Source organism: Nonomuraea marmarensis (genome assembly GCF_043197025.1).
Taxonomy (GTDB): domain Bacteria; phylum Actinomycetota; class Actinomycetes; order Streptosporangiales; family Streptosporangiaceae; genus Nonomuraea; species Nonomuraea marmarensis.
This window is the reverse complement of record NZ_JBICRM010000010.1, coordinates 94,286-112,554: the sequence shown is the minus strand read 5'-3', so window position 1 is coordinate 112,554 and position 18,269 is coordinate 94,286. Positions and strand designations below refer to the sequence as shown.

14 protein-coding genes and 1 pseudogene are annotated in these 18,269 nt (G+C 69.6%); 10 read left to right on the top strand and 5 right to left on the bottom strand.

The genetic code is table 11. The annotated features are described in order from the left end of the window. Positions 1-72: 72 nt before the first annotated feature. From cobA to ettA, 6 genes are all read left to right on the top strand, one after another. Positions 73-1,305, top strand: coding sequence for a uroporphyrinogen-III C-methyltransferase (gene cobA, locus ACFLIM_RS18685; RefSeq protein ID WP_393167032.1), 1,233 nt, complete (start codon positions 73-75; stop codon positions 1,303-1,305). Then, a complete protein-coding gene (locus tag ACFLIM_RS18680; protein ID WP_393167030.1) occupies positions 1,302-3,983 on the top strand; it encodes a dynamin family protein in 2,682 nt (893 codons plus the stop codon). Before cobA ends, ACFLIM_RS18680 begins: the two co-directional genes overlap by 4 nt. Beyond that, positions 3,980-5,602: a GTP-binding protein gene (locus ACFLIM_RS18675; RefSeq protein ID WP_393167028.1), complete on the top strand. Its 1,623-nt coding sequence runs from the start codon at positions 3,980-3,982 to the stop codon at positions 5,600-5,602. The genes ACFLIM_RS18680 and ACFLIM_RS18675 overlap by 4 nt, the downstream gene beginning before the upstream one ends. 249 nt (positions 5,603-5,851) lie before the next feature. Further along, complete coding sequence (locus ACFLIM_RS18670; protein ID WP_393167026.1) at positions 5,852-6,604, top strand: single-stranded DNA-binding protein; 753 nt, start codon at positions 5,852-5,854, stop codon at positions 6,602-6,604. Positions 6,605-7,031: 427 nt separating this feature from the next. Next, positions 7,032-8,333: a GGDEF domain-containing protein gene (locus tag ACFLIM_RS18665; protein WP_393167023.1), complete on the top strand. Its 1,302-nt coding sequence runs from the start codon at positions 7,032-7,034 to the stop codon at positions 8,331-8,333. 66 nt (positions 8,334-8,399) lie between these two features. Further along, positions 8,400-10,064 carry an energy-dependent translational throttle protein EttA gene (gene ettA / locus ACFLIM_RS18660; protein WP_393167020.1) on the top strand — a complete coding sequence of 555 codons (1,665 nt, stop codon included), beginning with the start codon at positions 8,400-8,402 and terminating at the stop codon, positions 10,062-10,064. 307 nt (positions 10,065-10,371) lie between these two features. Here the strand turns inward: ettA and ACFLIM_RS18655 are convergent, their stop codons facing one another. From ACFLIM_RS18655 to ACFLIM_RS18645, 3 genes are read right to left on the bottom strand one after another with little or no spacing between them, the layout of a single operon-like run. Next, positions 10,372-10,782, bottom strand: coding sequence for a hypothetical protein (locus ACFLIM_RS18655; protein WP_393167018.1), 411 nt, complete (start codon positions 10,780-10,782; stop codon positions 10,372-10,374). Positions 10,783-10,785: 3 nt separating this feature from the next. Further along, a complete protein-coding gene (locus ACFLIM_RS18650; RefSeq protein WP_393167016.1) occupies positions 10,786-11,733 on the bottom strand; it encodes a ribonucleotide-diphosphate reductase subunit beta in 948 nt (315 codons plus the stop codon). Next, a complete protein-coding gene (locus tag ACFLIM_RS18645) occupies positions 11,730-13,046 on the bottom strand; it encodes an MFS transporter (protein WP_393167014.1) in 1,317 nt (438 codons plus the stop codon). Before ACFLIM_RS18645 ends, ACFLIM_RS18650 begins: the two co-directional genes overlap by 4 nt. Before the next feature lie 164 nt (positions 13,047-13,210). On the opposite strand from ACFLIM_RS18645, the gene ACFLIM_RS18640 reads away from it, so the two are divergent. The 4 genes and pseudogenes from ACFLIM_RS18640 (at position 13,211) to ACFLIM_RS18625 (ending at position 14,873) form a co-directional block, all read left to right on the top strand. After that, the gene (locus tag ACFLIM_RS18640) at positions 13,211-13,723 is read left to right on the top strand and encodes a VOC family protein (RefSeq protein WP_393167012.1); all 513 of its coding nucleotides are present in this window, start codon (positions 13,211-13,213) and stop codon (positions 13,721-13,723) included. 31 nt (positions 13,724-13,754) lie between these two features. Continuing rightward, positions 13,755-14,069: pseudogene (locus ACFLIM_RS18635) on the top strand (hypothetical protein); the annotation flags it as partial. Positions 14,070-14,072: 3 nt separating this feature from the next. Next, the gene (locus tag ACFLIM_RS18630; protein WP_393167010.1) at positions 14,073-14,534 is read left to right on the top strand and encodes a peroxiredoxin; all 462 of its coding nucleotides are present in this window, start codon (positions 14,073-14,075) and stop codon (positions 14,532-14,534) included. Positions 14,535-14,621: 87 nt separating this feature from the next. Next, on the top strand, positions 14,622-14,873 hold the full coding sequence (locus tag ACFLIM_RS18625) for an SCO4226 family nickel-binding protein (RefSeq protein WP_393167008.1): 252 nt from the start codon (positions 14,622-14,624) through the stop codon (positions 14,871-14,873). Between the two features lie 44 nt (positions 14,874-14,917). On the opposite strand, the gene ACFLIM_RS18620 is transcribed toward ACFLIM_RS18625, so the two are convergent. Together ACFLIM_RS18620 and ACFLIM_RS18615 are read right to left on the bottom strand one after the other, a co-directional pair. Further along, positions 14,918-17,017 (bottom strand): acetate--CoA ligase family protein, encoded by a 2,100-nt coding sequence (locus tag ACFLIM_RS18620; protein ID WP_393167006.1) that lies wholly within the window; start codon positions 17,015-17,017, stop codon positions 14,918-14,920. A gap of 4 nt (positions 17,018-17,021) precedes the next feature. Further along, positions 17,022-18,176 (bottom strand): acyl-CoA dehydrogenase family protein, encoded by a 1,155-nt coding sequence (locus ACFLIM_RS18615; RefSeq protein ID WP_393167004.1) that lies wholly within the window; start codon positions 18,174-18,176, stop codon positions 17,022-17,024. Positions 18,177-18,269 lie beyond the last annotated feature (93 nt).

Here is an 18,269-nt window from a genome sequence, read left to right as displayed (position 1 = left end):
CAGCAAATGGCGCGTTCGGAGCCGGTAGGTTTAGCTGCTAAACACAAGCTTCGCGAACGGGAGATTCCCCCCATGGGTCCCTACCTCCTCGGCCTGCGGCTTTCCGGCCGCCGGGTCCTCGTCGTGGGCGGCGGCCGCGTCGCCCAGCGACGGGTGCCCGCGCTGCTAGAGGCCGGTGCGGAGGTCACTGTCGTGTCGCCAAGCGTGACTCCGGCCCTCGACGACCTGATCGCCGCGGGCAGGGTGACCTGGCATGACCGGCCCTACGAGGTCGGCGACTGCGACGGGGCCTGGCTCGTACAGGCCTGCACCGACGAGCGATCCGTCAACACGGCGGTGGCCGCCGAGGCGGAGGCCAAGCGGGTGTGGTGCGTGCGAGCCGACGACAAGGACGCCTCCGCCGCCTGGACGCCCGCCACGGGGCGGGTCGACGAGATCAGCGTGGCGGTCACCGCGGGCGGCGACCCGCGCCGGGCCGCCGGCATCAGGGACGCGGTCGTGGACGCACTGCGCGACGGCACGGTCGACGCCCGGCGCAACCGCACCAAACCGGTCGGCGTGGCCCTGGTCGGCGGCGGGCCCGGCGACCCGGGGCTGATCAGCGTGCGCGGCCGGCAACTGCTCGCCCAGGCCGACGTGGTGGTGGCGGACCGGCTCGCGCCCCGCGCCCTGCTCGACGAGCTCGCCTCCGACGTCGAGCTGATCGACGCCGCCAAGGTCCCCTACGGCAGGTCGTTGCCCCAGGAAACGATCAACGAGCTGCTCGTGGACCGCGCCAGGCAGGGCAAGTTCGTGGTCAGGCTCAAGGGCGGCGACCCGTTCGTGTTCGGGCGCGGCGGCGAGGAGATGATCGCCTGCGCCCAGTCGGGCATTCCGGTGCTGGTGGTGCCCGGCATCACGAGCGCTGTGGCGGTGCCCGCGGCGGCCGGGGTGCCGGTGACGCATCGGGGGGTGAGCCAGGAGTTCCACGTCATATCCGTGCACGTGGCGCCCGACGACCCCAAGTCGACGGTCGACTGGCCCGCGTTGGCCCGTTCCCAGGGCACGCTGGTGTTGCTGATGGCCGTCGAGCGGTTGGCGAAGGTGGCCGAGGCGCTCCTTCGAGACGGACGTGCACCGGAGACTCCCGTAATGGTGGTGCAGGACGGTACTCTTCCGACCCAGCGGGCGGTTACCGCTTCGCTTGCCACTGTGGCCGACCGCGTGTCCGCGGCTGGGATACGGCCACCGGCGATCGTGATCGTCGGCGAGGTCGTGAGGGTCGGCCAGGAGGTCGAGATGGTTCGAGCGGAGCGCTTGCCGTGAACACGGCCATGGATGACGGACGGCAGGAGTCACCGGGGGAGCAGACGTTGAGCTTCCGCCCGGTGGGAGACGACGACGCCTCGGACGGCGCCGAGGCCGTACACGGCGACGGGCGTCCGGAGGACGGGCGGGCCACGCGCGACGGTCCTCCGGACGCCGCGGAGCCCACCGCCGAAGGGGCCTCCGCTTCCGAGGCGCCCGCCTCGGCTTCTGAGGCGCTCGCCGCCGGAGGGGCTACGGCTTCCGAGGAGCTCGCCGCCCATGGGGCCGCGGCTGCTGAGGAGGCGTCTGCCCCGGCGCCGGCTTCCGAGGTGGGTGACGACTCCGCGGGGTCCGGCGAGCAGCCCGATCCCGAGAAGCCGAGCCTTTTCACGGCCAAGACCCCGGCCAGGAAGCCCACCGCCGCTGCGGAGCGCGACCCGTCTGGCAAGCTCGTCGCCGGTGCGAGTCAGGCCGTCTCTGGGAGAGCCGCTGCCGCTGCGGAGCGCGACGCGTCCGGTAAGCGCACCGCTACCCCGGGCCGGACCAGCCCCGCTGCGGCGGAGGGCGACGCGTCCGGCAAGCGCACAGCTTCGGCTGGCCAAGGCGGGGCCGGTCGGCCCGCCGCGGACGCGGCTGAGGCCGAAAGGCCCTCCCTTTTCGTACGCCCCGCCGCACTCGGCGGGCCGGAAGGCCAGCGGCGCCGTCCCGCCCAGGACGCGCCTGCCGCGCCCGACTCGCGGGACGAGGCGGAGGGGGAGCCGCCGGTCGAGGCGGCCGCCGCTCCGGCTCGACGCGGCACCCCCGAAGGACGCGCCGGATCGAGGACCCCCGAGGCGCCCGCCGAATCGGCGGTGCGGCCGGAAGCTGCCGAGGATTCCGGCGAGCTGGAATCGGCGGACGAGCAGCCGTCAGCAGCCGACGGGCAGCCGTCAGACACGGACCCGCCAAACGCGCAGGAGCCCCAGGCCGTCGAGCAGCCGTCCGAAGAGTCGTCGTCCGGTCCGGAACCACGGGACGAGAAGCAGCCCCGCGACGCGGAAGGGCGTGCGGAGGAGTTGCCTGCCGCGGCGGCCGAGACGCTCATGACGGCACTCGACATGCTCCGCGAAAGCGTCGCCGACCTGCGCTTCGGGCTCGACCTGCCCGGCGTGGAGGAGGCCAGGCAGGCGCAGGCCGACCTGCTGGCCCAGCTCGAGGACTACGTGTTGCCCCGGGTCAGGACCAGCGCCGCGCCCGCCCTCATCGTGATCGCGGGCTCGACCGGGGCGGGCAAGTCCACCCTGGTCAACTCCCTCGCCGAGAAGAACGTCTCGCGCACCGGCGTACGCCGCCCGACCACCGGCACCCCCGTCCTGGCCTGCCACCCGGACGACCGCAAGTGGTTCGCGGAGGGAGAGCTGCTCGGCGGCCTCGAACGCCTCGACAAGCCGGCGCCGGAAGCCGGGATGCGCAGCATGGTCGTCGTCGCGACCGAGAAACTCCCGCAGGGCGTCGCGCTGCTCGACACCCCCGACATCGACTCGGTGGTCGAGGAGCACCACGAGGTCGCGCACCGCATGCTCGACGCGGCCGACCTGTGGATCTTCGTGACCACCGCCGCCCGCTACGCCGACGCCCCCGCATGGAACCTGCTGCGTCTCGCCAAGGAACGCGGCGCCCGGCTCGCCATCGTGCTCTCTAGGGTTCAGCCCAAGTCCGCCGACGTGGTTCTGAAGCACTTCGTCCGCATGCTCACCGAATACGGCCTGGGCGAGATCGACAGGTTCATCATCAACGAGGCGAAGGTGACCGACGGCAAGCTGCCCGACAGCGAGGTCCTCGACCTGCGGCTCTGGCTGGCCGAGCTCTCGGTCGACGAGGAGCGCCGGGCCCAGGCCGTACGCGAGACTCTCAACGGTGTGCTGGACAGCTTCCGCACCCGCGTGCCCGCGCTGGCCAGGCACCTGGAGGGGCAGGTCGCGTTCAGGGCCGAGCTGCGCGGCGACGTGGAGGCGGCCTTCCTCGGCGCGCTCAGCCAGATCGACAAGGCGTCGAAGAACGGCTCGCTGCTGCACGGCGAGGTGCTGGCCCGCTGGCAGGACTTCGCGGGCTCCGGCGACCTCATGCGCTCGTTGCAGCTGCGCAAGCGCGGCCGCGCGGCCAAGCACGCGCCGGAGCGCGTGCTGGCGTTCAAGGCGGCGATCCGCGCCGGCCTCGAGTCGGTGATCGTCGCTGCCGCCAACCGCGCCGCCGAGGAGGTGGTCGCGCGCTGGCGGCACCGCGCGGAGCTGGGCGGCACGCTCGGCCAGGGCCTCGAAAGACCCTCGGACAATCTCGTACGTCTCACCAGCCGCGCCATCGCCTCCTGGCAGGAGCACCTGAGCGAGCTCGTACGCACGGAGGGCGTGGCCAAGCGGTCGGTGTCGAAACTGGTGTCGTTCGACCCCGATTCGCTGGCGCTGATCTTCACCGTCGCGATGTTCAGCGGGGGCAACGGCGAAGGGGTGCCGCACCGGCTGGTCAACGCCCTGCTCGGGGCCGAGTCGCTGCGCGGCATCGGGGCCAAGGCGCTCAGCGACCTGCGGGCCAGGATCGGCATGTTGTTCGACGAGGAATCCATGCGTTACGTGCAAGCGCTCGACTCCGCAGGCATTCCCGACGAGTCCGTCGCCACCCGCCTCTACCAGGCAACGTACAACCTCGAGGTCGCTCGATGACCACCATGACCACCAGGCCGGCGCTCGCTCCCCGGTTGTCCGCGCTCACCAAAGTGGTGGAGCTGGGCCCTGGGCGGCTGGACAAGAAGCTGCTCAACGAGGCCAGCGGGCTGCTGTTGCGGTCCGGAGACCGGCTCAAGCTGTCGTCGGAGCACACGGTCGTCGCCCTCGCGGGCGGCACGGGCAGCGGCAAGTCGTCGCTGTTCAACTCGCTCTCCGGGCTGGAGCTGTCGCCCACGGGCGTACGCAGGCCGACCACCGCCCGTACCCACGCCTGCGTGTGGGGGCTGGAGGGCGCGGGGCCGCTGCTCGACTGGCTGCAGATCCAGTGGCGGCACCGCTTCTCGCGCGCCAGCGCGCTCGACAAGGGCGACAGCCAGCTCCATGGGCTGATCCTGCTCGACCTGCCCGACCACGACTCCATCAGGGCGCTCACCGACACCGAGGCCGATCGGCTCATCGGGCTGGCCGACCTGGTGGTGTGGGTGCTGGATCCGCAGAAATACGCCGACGCCTCCACGCACCGGCGCTATGTGACAGAGCTGGCGGGGCATGAGGCGGTGACCGTGTTCGCGCTCAACCAGGCCGACCGGCTGACCGCGGAAGAGCTGGCCGAGCTGGTCATCGACCTCAACGACCTGCTGCGCCGCGAAGGCGTCGAACACCCCAGCGTGGTCCCCACCTCGGCGGTCACCGGGCGGGGCATCGAAAGCCTCAAGAGCGTCATCGCGACCGCCGTCGCCCGCCGGCGTGCCGCCATCCAGAAGCTGGAAGCCGACCTCCACCGGCTGGAGCAGCGCCTCAGCCAGTCCATGCCGCTGGGCGAGGCCCTGTCCGCGCCCTCGTCGGTCGACGAGGCTCGCAGGATGGGGCTGACGGACGCGTTGTGCGACGCGGTGGGCGTACCGGCTGTGGGCGAGGCCATGGAGAACGTCTACGCGGAGCGGTCCAGCCGGTGGGTCGGGTGGCCGTACCCGCGGTGGTTCTCCAAGTTCCGCTCCGATCCGCTGAAGAGCCTGCGGCTCGAGGACGTGGGCGAGGAGATCCGCGGCATCACGACCGGGTCGGTGAGCGCGCAGTCCGCCGAGGTGGCCAATGCCGTGCAGGCGCTCGCGGACGGGCTGTCCATGGGGATGCACCCGGTGTGGCGTACGGCCGTGCACCAGGCGGCCAGGTCCCGCTCGGGGCAGCTCCCGCAGGCCCTGACCGAGGACCTCACGGAGGTGGCGCCGCAGCTCGACCGGGTGCCCGGGTGGTGGCGGCTGCTCAAGGTCTGGCAGTACTTCCTGGTGGCGGCGTTCGTGGCCGGGGTGGCCTGGCTGGCGGCGGGCCTGCTCATGCCGGGTCAGCTACCGCCTGCGCTTGAGCTGCTGGGCGACAGCGCGACGTTGCCGTGGGTGGGGCTCATGATGGCTTCGGTGCTGGGGTTGGGTGCCTTGTCGGGCATCGCGTCCCGCAACTTCGTCGAGCTGGGGGCGTCTCGGGAACGGGAACGGCTGGAGCGCGAGATGCGTCGCAGGGTGGCGGCGGTGTCGGCGACCATGGTCGTCGAGCCGGTCGAGCGCGAGCTGGGCCGCCACCACGCCTTCTACACCGCTCTGAGGGACCTCTCGGCCTGACCCCCATCGCCGTCGTCCAAAGCGCTGCCGAGTCCTTAGCCGTCTCCAGGAAGCGCTGTTTCAGAGCCGTCGCCGTCGTGCGGCGGCTCTTTCGCCTGTCCACCCTCGTGGGCGGCGGCCTTGTCCACAGCCGGTGCCATCGCTCACCCTTCATCCACAGAATCCCGTTCCACCGCCCGCCGCCTCGCCCGCCCACGGCACCGTGTTCCCAGATCGCGGGCAGCCGGCCCGCCGCATGGGAGGCACGGGATGAACGACATCTACATCACGCTCACCGGCAACGTAGCGGCAGAGCCGAGGCAATACAGCTTCGACGACGGCACCAGGATCACCTCGCTGAAAGTGCTCACCTCACACCGCTACTTCGACAAGAAGTCGGGGCAGTGGACGGATGGCGACAAGGTCTGCTTCACGGTCCGCTGCTGGCGCGCACTGGGAGAAAACGTCGCCGCCTCCGTACGCGCGGGGCATCCGGTGGTGGTGTCAGGCAAGCTACGCATCCGTGAGTTCGGCCCCGAGGGCGATCGTCGTTTCATGCCCGAGGTGGAGGCCAGCGCGGTGGGTCATGACCTGCGCTGGGGCAGCGGCGTCTTCACCAAGCCGGACCGAGGCGGCGGGGTGGGCACGATGAGCAAGGAGATGCGCGAGCGCCTCGACGAGGAGACCCGGGACTGGGCGATGGCGTCCCGAAACCTCCGCGGCCGCACCCGCGCGGAAGCCACTGCCGCAGCCGTTCTGGGCACCGGCCGCGCCTTGGGGGTGGAGAACGACACTCGCCTCGCCTTGGAGGCGGAGGGCGGCGCCGTACGCACGCTGAGGGCGGAGGGCGACACACCGCGCGTGCTGGGAGCAGAGAGCGACACGATGCGTGCGCTGGGAGCGGAGGGTGACACGGTGCGCATTCTGGGTGCCGAGGGCGACGAGACGGTGCGCGCTGAGGGCGACGACGGAAAGGACCGTGATGCCGAGCAAATGACGCTGGAGGAACGAGCGGCGGCGTAGCGGCAGCGGCGGCGGGTGCAGGGGCATCGACCGCCGGACCGGTGCCCCTGCACAGGTCGAACAGCCCGCCGCCGGTGACAAGGGGGACTGGTCCGGAGCGGGCGAGCAACGGCAGGAGCAGAAGCATGGAGGACGAGCTGGATGGAGGGGAAAAGAAGCACAGGGGAGGAGCCAGATGGAGGGGGGAGGGGGCACCGGCCAGGTCCCGTTGACACCCCGAGGGCGGCGGCCGATGGTGTGTTGCCCGCGTCAGATGGCTAGAGCATCTGTCAGGTCCAGGTCACGCCCCGCACCATGGCTGCTCCTTTCCAGCACGGCCCGCTCGCGGATTGAGCAGGTGTCGTCATTGCCAACGTATCGGTTCCCATCGCACAACGCACACTCCGCAATTATTGTGTTACACATCGTTAGTCAGGGAGGAGACGAGATGGCGGCGACCAGTCACGCCTCGATCGGCACTCGCGACGGTGTGTCAACGCTGGCCGGCCGCTGGCCGTTGCTCGGGCAACGCCGCGCGCTCGTGGTCTACTTGTGCGCGATAGTCGCCCTTGATCTCGTCGCGATCATGCTGTTCGCGGCCTCCACGGTTTTCCAGTGGCGGGATTTGCTCACGTTCACCGCCCTCATGGGCTGTGGCGCGGTCTGCATCGAGGCCACCAGACGCCTGGGCGTGCCCGCCGGGGTCTCGCGGGACCTGTTGTCGGCCTGGTGGTTGCCGGTGGCACTGCTGCTGCCTCCGGTCTATGCCCTCTTCGCGCCGATCGTCCTGCAGATCCTGCTCCAGGTACGTGTGCGGGCCACGGTCCTCTACCGCAGGGTGTTCAGCGCAGCAGCCATCGGGCTGGCCGGGTGCACGGCGTCTGTCGTGTTCCACCGGTTCGTCGAGGATCCCTGGGTGTTGTCGCGGGGGAGCGGCTCGCCGATCATCTTCGCGGTGCTGGCCGCCGTGCTCTTCTCCCTGCTCAACATCGCCCTCATCGCCTTCGCCGCGCACACGGCCGACCCCGACACCACCTGGCGGGAGGTCCTGTGGGACAGGGAGAGCGTCCTGCTGGACATCGTCGAGCTGTGCCTGGGCGTCACGGTCTCGATCGCCTGCGGCCTCAACCTGGCCCTGCTGGTGCTGGCGCTCCCGCCGGTGGTGTTGCTGCAACGCAGCCTCCTGCACGCCCAGCTCCAGGCCGCCGCTCGCACCGACGCCAAGACCGGCCTCCTGAACGCCGCCGCCTGGCAACGCGAAGCCGACACCGAAATAGTCCGGGCCCGCCGCACCGGCGACACCCTGGCATTGCTGATCATCGACATCGACCACTTCAAACGGGTCAACGACGCCCACGGCCACCTGGTCGGCGACCAGGTTCTCGTCGGGGTGGCGGCCACGCTGCGCAGCCAGCTGCGCGACTACGACCTGGTGGGCCGGTTCGGCGGTGAGGAGTTCGTGGTCCTCCTGCCGGGTGCCGACGTCCACGAGGCTCGCCAGGTCGCCGAACGCCTCCGTACCCACATCGGCCACATGACCATCCCCGCCGACGACACCCCGATCAGGATCACCATCTCGACGGGGGTCGCCTTGATGAGCGTCCACGGCGACGACCTGATCGACCTGCTGGCCGCTGCCGACCTGGCCCTGTATCGAGCCAAGGAGCTGGGACGCGACCGAGTCTGCATCCCCGCCGTCCAACCACCCCCACGCACCCTCCCAAAGACCCCACCCCCTGACCCCTCGTAGATCACCCTCAGTACCGCTGAGGAGGACCGGCGGAAGCCCGGGTTGGGAGCCCCTAAGCTAGAGGGCATGCCGGAGTACATCTACACCCTGCAGCGCGTGCGCAAGGCGCACGGCGACAAGGTTGTCCTTGACGACGTCACGCTGTCGTTCCTGCCCGGAGCCAAGATCGGTGTCCTGGGGCCGAACGGCACCGGGAAGTCGACGCTGCTCCGGATGATGGCCGGCCTGGAGCACCCGTCCAACGGTGATGCCAAGCTCATGCCGGGCTTCACGGTGGGCATGCTCCAGCAGGAGCCGCCGCTCAACGAGGAGAAGACCGTCCTCGGCAACGTCCAGGAGGGCGTCGCCGAGACGATGGCGATGCTCCAGCGCTACAACGACATCGCCGAGCAGATGGCCACCGACTACAGCGACGAGTTGCTGAAAGAGATGGGCAAGCTGCAGGACCAGCTCGAGCACCGCAACGCGTGGGACCTCGACAGCCAGCTTGAGCAGGCCATGGACGCCCTGCGCTGCCCGCCGCCGGACGCCGACGTGACCACGTTGTCGGGTGGTGAGCGCCGCCGGGTGGCGTTGTGCAAGCTGCTCCTGGAAGCGCCCGACCTGCTGCTGCTCGACGAGCCCACCAACCACCTCGACGCCGAGAGCGTGCAGTGGCTGGAGCAGCACCTGGAGAAATACGCGGGCACCGTGCTGGCCGTGACCCACGACCGCTACTTCCTGGACAATGTCGCCGGCTGGATCCTGGAGCTCGACCGTGGCCGCGCCTTCGCGTACGAGGGCAACTACTCCACCTACCTGGAGGCCAAGGCGCAGCGGCTCAGGGTCGAGGGGCAGAAGGACGTCAAGCGGAAGAAGCGCCTGGAGGACGAGCTCGACTGGGTTCGGTCCAACCCCAAGGCCCGCCAGACCAAGAGCAAGGCCCGGCTCCAGCGCTACGAAGAGATGGCGGCCGAGGCCGACAAGCACCGCAAGCTCGACTTCGACGAGATCCAGATCCCGCCGGGCCCGCGGCTGGGCACCACGGTGATCAAGACGGACCAGCTCAGCAAGGGCTTCGGCGACCGGCTGCTGATGGAGGATCTGACGTTCGACCTGCCCCGCAACGGCATCGTCGGCATCATCGGCCCCAACGGCGTGGGCAAGACCACGCTGTTCCGCATGATCACGGGTGGGGAGACGCCCGACAGCGGTTCGGTCACGGTCGGTGACACGGTCAAGCTCTCCTACGCGGACCAGAGTCGTGGCGGCATCGACGCGAACAAGAACGTCTGGGAGGTCGTGTCCGACGGGCTCGACCACATCAAGGTCGGCAACGTGGAAATGCCGTCCAGGGCGTATATCGCGGCGTTCGGGTTCAAGGGGCCTGACCAGCAGAAGAAGGCGGGGGTGTTGTCGGGCGGCGAGCGCAACCGGCTCAACCTCGCGCTCACCCTCAAGCAGGGCGGCAACGTCCTGCTGCTCGACGAGCCCACCAACGACCTCGACACGGAGACGCTGTCGTCGCTGGAGAACGCCCTGCTCGACTTCCCGGGCTGCGCCGTGATCACCTCGCACGACCGGTGGTTCCTCGACCGCATCGCCACCCACATCCTGGCGTGGGAGGAAGGGTCGAACTGGTTCTGGTTCGAGGGCAACTTCGCCGACTACGAGAAGAACAAGATCGAGCGGCTGGGCGCCGACGCCGCACGCCCGCACCGCGTGACGTACCGGAAGCTCCACCGCGACTGATCCATCTCCTTTCGGTGGCGTGCGGCGCCGCTCCTGGGTGAAACCGGTGCGGCGCCGTTCCTCGGCGAAACTCTTATCTGGTACGGCAAAGCCAACGGCACGCCACCCGCCGCACGGGGCACAGCGCCTCCAGGGCGACGCCCGCTGACCCGCACGTGGCCGGCCGCCGTCACGCCAGGCTCGCCGGCCGACTGGGTGGTATGCGGTGTTGGCCGTCTGGGTGGCGCATGCTCCTGGCCATCTGGGCGGTGAGCATCCATTCGCCACCATGGCGACCCCGACACCGTGGCCCAGGCGTGAACGGCCTTCAGGGTTCGGTGTGGACCTGGGACAAGGCGGCGAGGGATTCCACGAAGAAGTAGATCACTCGGAAGAATGCCAGCACATCCCCCCGTTCCAGCCGCAACCCCCGATACATCACCACCCGCCCGGGATCACCCCCTTCCCGCAACTCCCGCCAGGTCGTCTGCCCGGCGGCCAGAACATAGTCGGCGTCCCCGGGATCGTCGGTGATCGCGGCGTCCGCGCACTTGCCGTCCTTCCAGCTCAGCACCAGGTACGCCCCTGTCTCCCGCACCCCCAGCGCCCACGTGGCGGTGTAGCCGGTACGGGCGCGGTCGATCCAGGCCCAGTACGCCGGGAGTTTGCCCTCCTGCGCGGGCCCGGCGTCCACAGCGGCGCGGGCGGCTTCGGCCCATTCCGGGGTGAAGAAGCGCATGCGTCAGCCTCCGGCGAGCTCTGGTTCGATGCGGGCGACCATGTCCTGGATGTCCGGCGCGAGAGCGATGCCGACGTCCGTCAGCTTCATGTGGAGCTGGCGGATCATCAGGCGCCTGACCTCCTCCGGCGCCCAGCCCAGCGACTCGAGGGCGAGCCTGCGGCTGGTGGCGCCGTTGATGACGAGGATCGTACGGAGCGTCTCGTGGATCTGGAGCAGCAGCCGCGGATCCTCCTGCACGGAGTCGCGCAGGAACCGCATCCCGAACTGCACATGCCTGGCCTCGTCACGACATGTGGCGGTGAACCCGGTGTAGTAGCCGGGCAGGAACCCCCGCTCCCGGCAGTAGGTCAGCGTGATCTTCATCACCGACAGCGCCAGCACACCCTCGATCCACAGGAAGTACGTGGTCCCGTACCGCACCCGGGCGGCCGGATCCTCGGGATCCTTGCGCAGCTCGTCGGCCTGGTAGGCGAGCAGCCCGAAAGGCCCTGCGAACGTCTCGGACACGTGCTCGAACGAGGCGTCCAGCACCGCCTGCACCGAGTCGCCGGGCATGCCGACCACTTCACGATAGAAGCGGTCGAAGAACACCGTGTGCCGGGCCTCGTCCTCGATCTGGCTGGACATGTAGATCTTGGATTCCTCGGAGCCGCCCAGCATGAACACCGGCAGCTCCACCTCCACCTGCCGCTCCCCATGGTGGAACCCCGCGGAGATCCCCACGAACGCGTCCCGCTCCTCCTGGGACATGCCCTGCCGCCAGTCGACGACATCCTGGGCGAAGTCCAGCTCGTAGACGTCCCACCGCTGGCGTAGATAGCGTTTGTACAGCTCGGTGTAGTCGGGCAGCCGCTTGAGGTCGCGGTGCACGTACGCGAGCACGTCGTCGATGTCGAGGTCGCGGATGCCGCGCAGGTCGGAGTCGGCGACGTTGGACAGCTCGGTCATCCCTTGGCCTCCCCGAGCGCGGTTTGGACGGGAGTGCGGGCGGGGCGCCGCCAGGGCCCGTTGAACAGCACGATCGCGGGGATGAACAGGACGAGGCAGCCCAGCGCCACGAACAACCACGTCTGCCAGTTCGTCGCCTCGACGACGTGCGGGATGACCAGCAGCCCGATCACCGCGATGCCCTTGCTGAGGAACCCGAACAACCCCCAGGCCGTGCCCTGCAGCCGCGGGTCGGCGTCTTCCGCGTCCTCGGAGTAGTTGGCCATCCAGGGCGCGTACGCCACCCCGAGCGAGCCGCCGAGCAGCGCGCCGATCACCATCAGCAGGCCGGTGGACACGCCTTCCTGCCCGAGTGAGACGGCGAGGTAGGCGGTGACGATCACGGCGGCGATGGTTCCGCCGAGGGAGAACGGCTTGCGCAGCTGCGTTCGGTCGGACAGGCGGCCTGTTACGATCAACGTGAGCAGATTGAGACTCCAGAACGCCGCCATGATCGTGGAAGCCTGCGCACTGCTGATACCGAGCGCCCCGACCAGCATGGTCTGCCCGAAGAGCGACAGCGTGATGTAGAGCACCAGCCACAACGAGATCCCGACGACGTGCGCCCAGATGTTCCGCCTGGCGAAGAGCGACCGCAGCCTGGGCGGCTGCCTCAGATCGACGACCTCGGTGGCGGCCCGTTCGGTGTGCTGGATCCTGGCCCGCAGCTCAGGAGACAGATCCGCGATGTTGACCGCGATGACCACCGAGATCACCAGCGAGAAGCACCCCATGATGACAAACTGCGAGCGCCACGAGTCGTTGAAGATCGGCAGGGTCAAGCCCGCGATGGCCGCGGCCAGGAAGTTCGCGCCGACGGGGCCCCAGGTCCAGAAGCCGAACGCCTGAGCCCGCCCCAGGCGCGGCGAGAAGTCGCGGATCAGCGGCGCGGTGCTGGCCATGGCCACGCCGTCCACGAATGCCAGCACGATGCGGGCGATCAGCAGATCGCGCGGGCTGTGCACGAGCGTCATCGCGAAACAGCACACGGCCGTCAGGGCCATGAGCGGGATGAGCAGCCGCACCCGGCCGAGCCGGTCGGTCAGCCTGCCACCCAGGATGGAGGCGATCGCCCCGGCCACCGCCGCCGTGCCGGACACGGCGCCGTACGTGGCCAGCGTCATGTTCAGATCTTTGAGCAGGAGGGGCACGACGGGCGCGATCTGCCCTTCGTAGGAGCCGATGAGGATGGCCAGCACCGCCATCGTCAGGATCTTCATGCGGCGGGCGCCGGTCGGATATTCGTCGAGCTCGCGGACGTAGGACAGCCTCATGGCGGGCCTTTCTGGTCGGGCTGGACCCCGTCAGTAGGTTCTAGAAGCAAGCTCTAGAATCTATTTCTGAGATGCTGCTCCTCACATCACCCGCCGTCAAGAGTGAGCCGCTGGTTGGCCGCTAGAATCAAATTCTAGGATCGCCTGGAGTAAGGAGTCGTGCGTTGGATCTGGAACTCGACGGCCTCGACGTGTCGTTCGACCACACGGCCGTGGCCGCTCCCCGGATCAGGGACCTGCTGCCGATCTACCGCGACCTGCTCGGCGGCCGGCACCTGGGCGGCGGGGGCGACAACCGGGTCGCCGGCTACCGCACGCTGCAGCTCACGTATGCGAACGGCGGCCGGGTCGAGCTCATGGAGCCGCTGGCCGGATCGACGTTCTTCGACAGCTTCTTCGAGCTCACCAGGGGCAGGGGCGGCGTCCACCACCTGAACTTCCACGTCGACGACCTGACGGCGGCCGTGTCCCGGCTGACCGCCCGCGGCTACCGCCTCCATGGCCTCAACCAGGCGGATCCCCGCTGGAGGGAGGTGTTCCTGCACCCGAAGGAGGCACACGGCGTCCTGATCCAGCTCGCCCAGCCGGGCCCACGCGCTCCGGGCGAGCCCCGCCCGACCCTGGAGGAGGTGCTGTCGGGCAACGGCCGAGACGGCACGGGCGTGCCGAGCCCATGAGCTCTTCCCTGGATGTGGAACCCCCGGCTTCGAGGACGAGGGCCCGTACGTGATCGCGGTCGTGGAGTTGGAGGAGGGCGTGCGCATGATGACGACTTCTAATGTCGCCGGGTCCGCGACGACTTCTGATGTCGCCGGGTCCGCGACGACTTCTGATGTCGCCGGGTCCGCGACGACTTCTGATGTCGCCGGGTCCGCGACGATCGCGATCGCGGGCGCGGCGGAAACGGACGAGGTCGACCGCCGCCCTGGGCCTTGGCGGCGCTCTACTGCCGGGAAGATCACGCTGATCGTGGTTGGATTACCTGCGGAGGGCCCGCTTCCCGGCCCGACGAGCAGGAGGTAGCACGTGAAAGGCGAAGTAGTCGATGATTTCGAGCTGCTGGACCAGGAGGGGACTCCGCGGCGGCTCACCGAGTTCCTGGTTGCCGGGCCTGTGGTGCTGTTCTTCTACCCCGGCGCGATGACCCGGGGATGCACCGCGGAAGCGTGCCACTTCCGCGACCTGGGCGCCGAGTTCGCCGAGTACGGCGCCCAGCCCGTGGGGATCAGCGCCGATCCCGTGGACCGCCAGCGGCAGTTCGCCGATCTGCACGGATTCGGGTTCCCGCTGCTGTCCGATCCGGATCGGGCGGTGGCCGACCAGTTCGGGGTACGACGCCGACTGGTGCCCGGGCCGCTGAGCACGAAGCGCATGACGTTCGTGATCGACAGTGAGCGGCGGATCGTGGACGTGATCCACAGCGAGATCGACATGAACGGGCACGCGGATCGGGCACTCCAGGTGCTCCGCGCCCGATCCCCACGCTGAGCGTCACCCATCCCCGGACGGCACGGGATGGCACGGGATGGAACGCCTCTCATGCAAAAGGCAAAACGCAAGGGAGTACAAGCCGCGATGGCGAAGTTCATGGACGTGCACAGTGGGTTCGTCGGGGTCACGCAGGAGCAACTGCGGGAGGCGCACGAGCGCGACCTGGCGATCGAGGAGTCCGAGGGCGTGCACTTCGAGCGCGCCTGGCTGGACCCGGAGTCCGGCAAGGTGTTCTGCCTCTCGACCGGGCCGTCCAAGGAGGCGGTGATGCGCGTGCACGAGAAGGCCGGGCATCCGACGACAGAGGTCCACGAGCTACCGATCGAGGTCGAGTAGCAAGGGGCCGAATGGGCTGGTCCCAGCCGGGACCAGCCCGAGGGTCAGGTGCCGCTCTCGTCGGCGGGTCGCCAGGTGACCAGGGCGTCCAGGGCCTCGACGCGGGAGCCGGTGACGAGGAGCGGGTTGATCTCCAGGGACTCCAGGCCGTCGCCCAGGGTTTCCGCGAAGGCCGAGATGCGCGCCACCACCTCGGCCAGCGCGTCCAGGTCCGCTGGCTCGCCGCCCCTGGCCCCGCGCAACAGCGCCGCGCCCCGCAACTCGGAGAGCGCCCGCCGCACCTCCCCGGCGTCCACCGGCAGCACCCGCAACGCCGTGTCCCGCAACACCTCCACCCAAACCCCGCCGAGCCCGACCGCGAGCGTGAGCCCCCAGGCGGGATCCCGCACAATGCCGACGAGCAACTCGACCCCGCCGATCCGCTGCGGCTGAACGAGAACACCGGCCAACGACGGCAGCGCGCCCGCCAGCGAGTGGTACGCCTCCCGTACCTCATCGGGGCCACTCACCCCAAGCCGCACACCTCCGATGTCGCTCTTGTGGCCGAGCCCTTCGGCCGCGATCTTGAGCACCACCGGATAGCCGAAGCCGTCGGCCGCCGCCACCGCCTCCGGCTCTGTACGTACCAGAACGGACGGCACCACCGGCAGCCCCGCGGAGGCGAGCAGGGCGGACGCGCGATGCTCGGCCCACACACCGGTGGCTCCGGCCGGGACGGCGCCAGGGGGGTGGGCAGGAGGCTGGGCGAGTGCGCGGGAACGGGCCTCCGACCAGCGGACAGCGGCGCCGATGGCCTGGAGGCCATGCTCGATCCCGCCCACCACGTACGGGAACCCAGTCTCCTGCTGCACCCGCCGCCCGAACTCCGTGACATCCGTCAGCACGTTGCTCACCACCACGACCGGCACCGGCGAGGCGGCGATGCGCCCCGCGCTGGCCGAGTAGAGGGCGAACGCGGGAGCCGGGTCGGGCGGCGCGATCCTGGGCGGCTCGGACAGGAGCATGACCAGGTCGATCCCGGGGTCGGCGGTTACCACCTCCAGCGCCCGCCCCAGCAGGGTGCGGTCGATGAGGACGTAGCCGGTGACGTCGAGCGGATTCTGTACGGTGCCGAAGGACGGCACGATCTCGGCCAGCCGCGCCACCGTCTCAGGCGCGAACGGCGGCAGTTCCAGCCCCTCGTCCTCGGCCCGGTCCGCGATGATCTCCGAGGCCCCGCCGGAAGGGGTGACCACGCCGACCCGGCGCCCCGGCAGCGGCCCGGACGACGCCAGCAGCCCGGCCGTGATGATCAGGTCCTCCAGCGACCGCACCCGGATCACGCCGAGCTGGCGCAGGGCCGCGTCGATGACGTCGTCGTCGCCCACGAGCGCCCCCGTGTGCGCCTGCGCGGTGTGCGAGGCCAGCCGGCTGCGTCCGATCTTGAGCGCCACGATCGGCTTGCCCGCCGCCAGCGCCCGCCGCGCCACCCGCGAGAACTCGGCCGGGTTCCTGATCGTCTCCAGGAACAACGCGATGACCTTGGTGGCCGGGTCGTCCACGAGGTAGTCGACCACGTCGGTGACGGTGACGACCGTCTCGTTGCCCATCGAGGTGAGCAGGCTGAAGCCGACGTTGCGGGCCTGCGCGAACGCCAGGACCGAGCTGGCCAGCGCGCCGCTCTGCAGCACCACGCCGACGGAGCCGCGCAGCAGGGGCGAGGGGATGGGCAGCCCGTACGGGGTCACGCCGACGGCGGCGTTGATATACCCGTTGCCGTTCGGCCCAAGGATCGTAAGCCCATTTTCCACAGCAAAAGCCGAAATCTCGGACTCCAGCCGCGCCCCCTCCTCCCCGGCCTCCCCGAACCCGGCCGTGAGGACCACGTAACATCGGATCCCCAGCTTGGCCCCTTCCCGCAGCACCCCGAGCACGGCGCCCGTCGGCACCATGACGTATGCCAGGTCCACCGGCGAGGGGATGTCCGTCAGCCTCCGGAAGGCGGGCGAGCCGTGCACGACGCCACCCCGGGGGTTCACCAGGTGCACAGGCCCGGGAAAGCCGTGCGTACGCAGGTTGAGCAGCGTGCTGACCGACCACCCCGACTTGTCCGTGGCCCCGACCAGAGCGATCGAACGCGGATTGAACAGCGCCTCCACCGACATACGATCACTCCCCGATGAGGCCGAGCCGAGCGTGCCCCTTGATCAGATTGCGGGCGATCGTACGCCGCTGGATCTCGTCGGTCCCCTCGAAGATCCGCAGTAGCCGCAACTCGCGGTACCACCGTTCGATCGGCAGCTCCTTCGTGTACCCCATACCCCCGTGGATCTGCAGCACCCGATCAACTACCTGGTTGGCCATCACGGCCCCGTTCAGCTTGGCGATCGACGAGGCGTGCCGGGCGTCCATGCCCTCCCGCACCCGCCACGCCGCGTACAACGTCAGCCACTTCGCCGCCTCGATCTCCACCTGCGAGTCGGCGATCATCCACTGGATGGCCTGGTACTCGGAGATCGTCTGCCCCATGGACTTGCGGATCTTGGCGTAGTCGATGGCCATGCCCAGCATGCGCTCGGCCGACCCGATGGCCCTGGCGGGGATCATGTAACGTCCCTGCCCGATCCACTGCATGGCCAGCTCGAAGCCCTTGCCCAGCTCGCCCAGGATGTTCTCCTCGGGCACCCGGACATCCTGGAACACCAGCGCCGCGGGCCCCCACTGCCCCATCGTCGGGATCGGCTCCGACTTCCACCCCATGTCGCGGTCCACCAGGAAACACGTCACCCCGTACGGCTCCGCCACGGCGAACACCATGACGAAGTCCGCCTCGTTCCCGCCGGTGATGAACGTCTTCTCGCCGTTGATGATCCACTCGGCGCCGTCGCGGACGGCCCGGGTGCGGATGTTGCGGGCGTCGGATCCGGCGCCCGGCTCGGTGATCGCGAAGCAGGAACGCCGCTCGCCCTCGATGGTCGGGACCAGGTAGCGCTGCTTCTGCGGCTCGGTGCCCGCATAGAGGATGTTGTCGGCGGTGCCGCCGAACGAGAACGGCACGAACGTCCTGCCCAGCTCCATGGCGATGATCGCGGACATGATCGGGCCGAGCGCCGCGCCGCCGTACTCCTCGGGGGTGTTGATGCCCCAGAAGCCCGACTTCCTGGCCTTGGCCCGCAGGTCACGCAGGGTCTCGGGGTCGAGCGCCGGGCGGCCCTCGCGCTCGTTGCGCAGCACCTCGGGCTCCAGCGGCATGACCTCCTTCTCGACGAAGGACCGTACCGTGTCGCGGATCTGCCGTTCCTCGGTGGTGAGCGAGAAGTCCACGGCCGCCTCCTACGGGTATTTCTAGAATCGATCTCTAGGAAAAGATTCTAGCTTCGACGGCCGCCTGTCAAGAATCAGATTCTAGAATTTGGC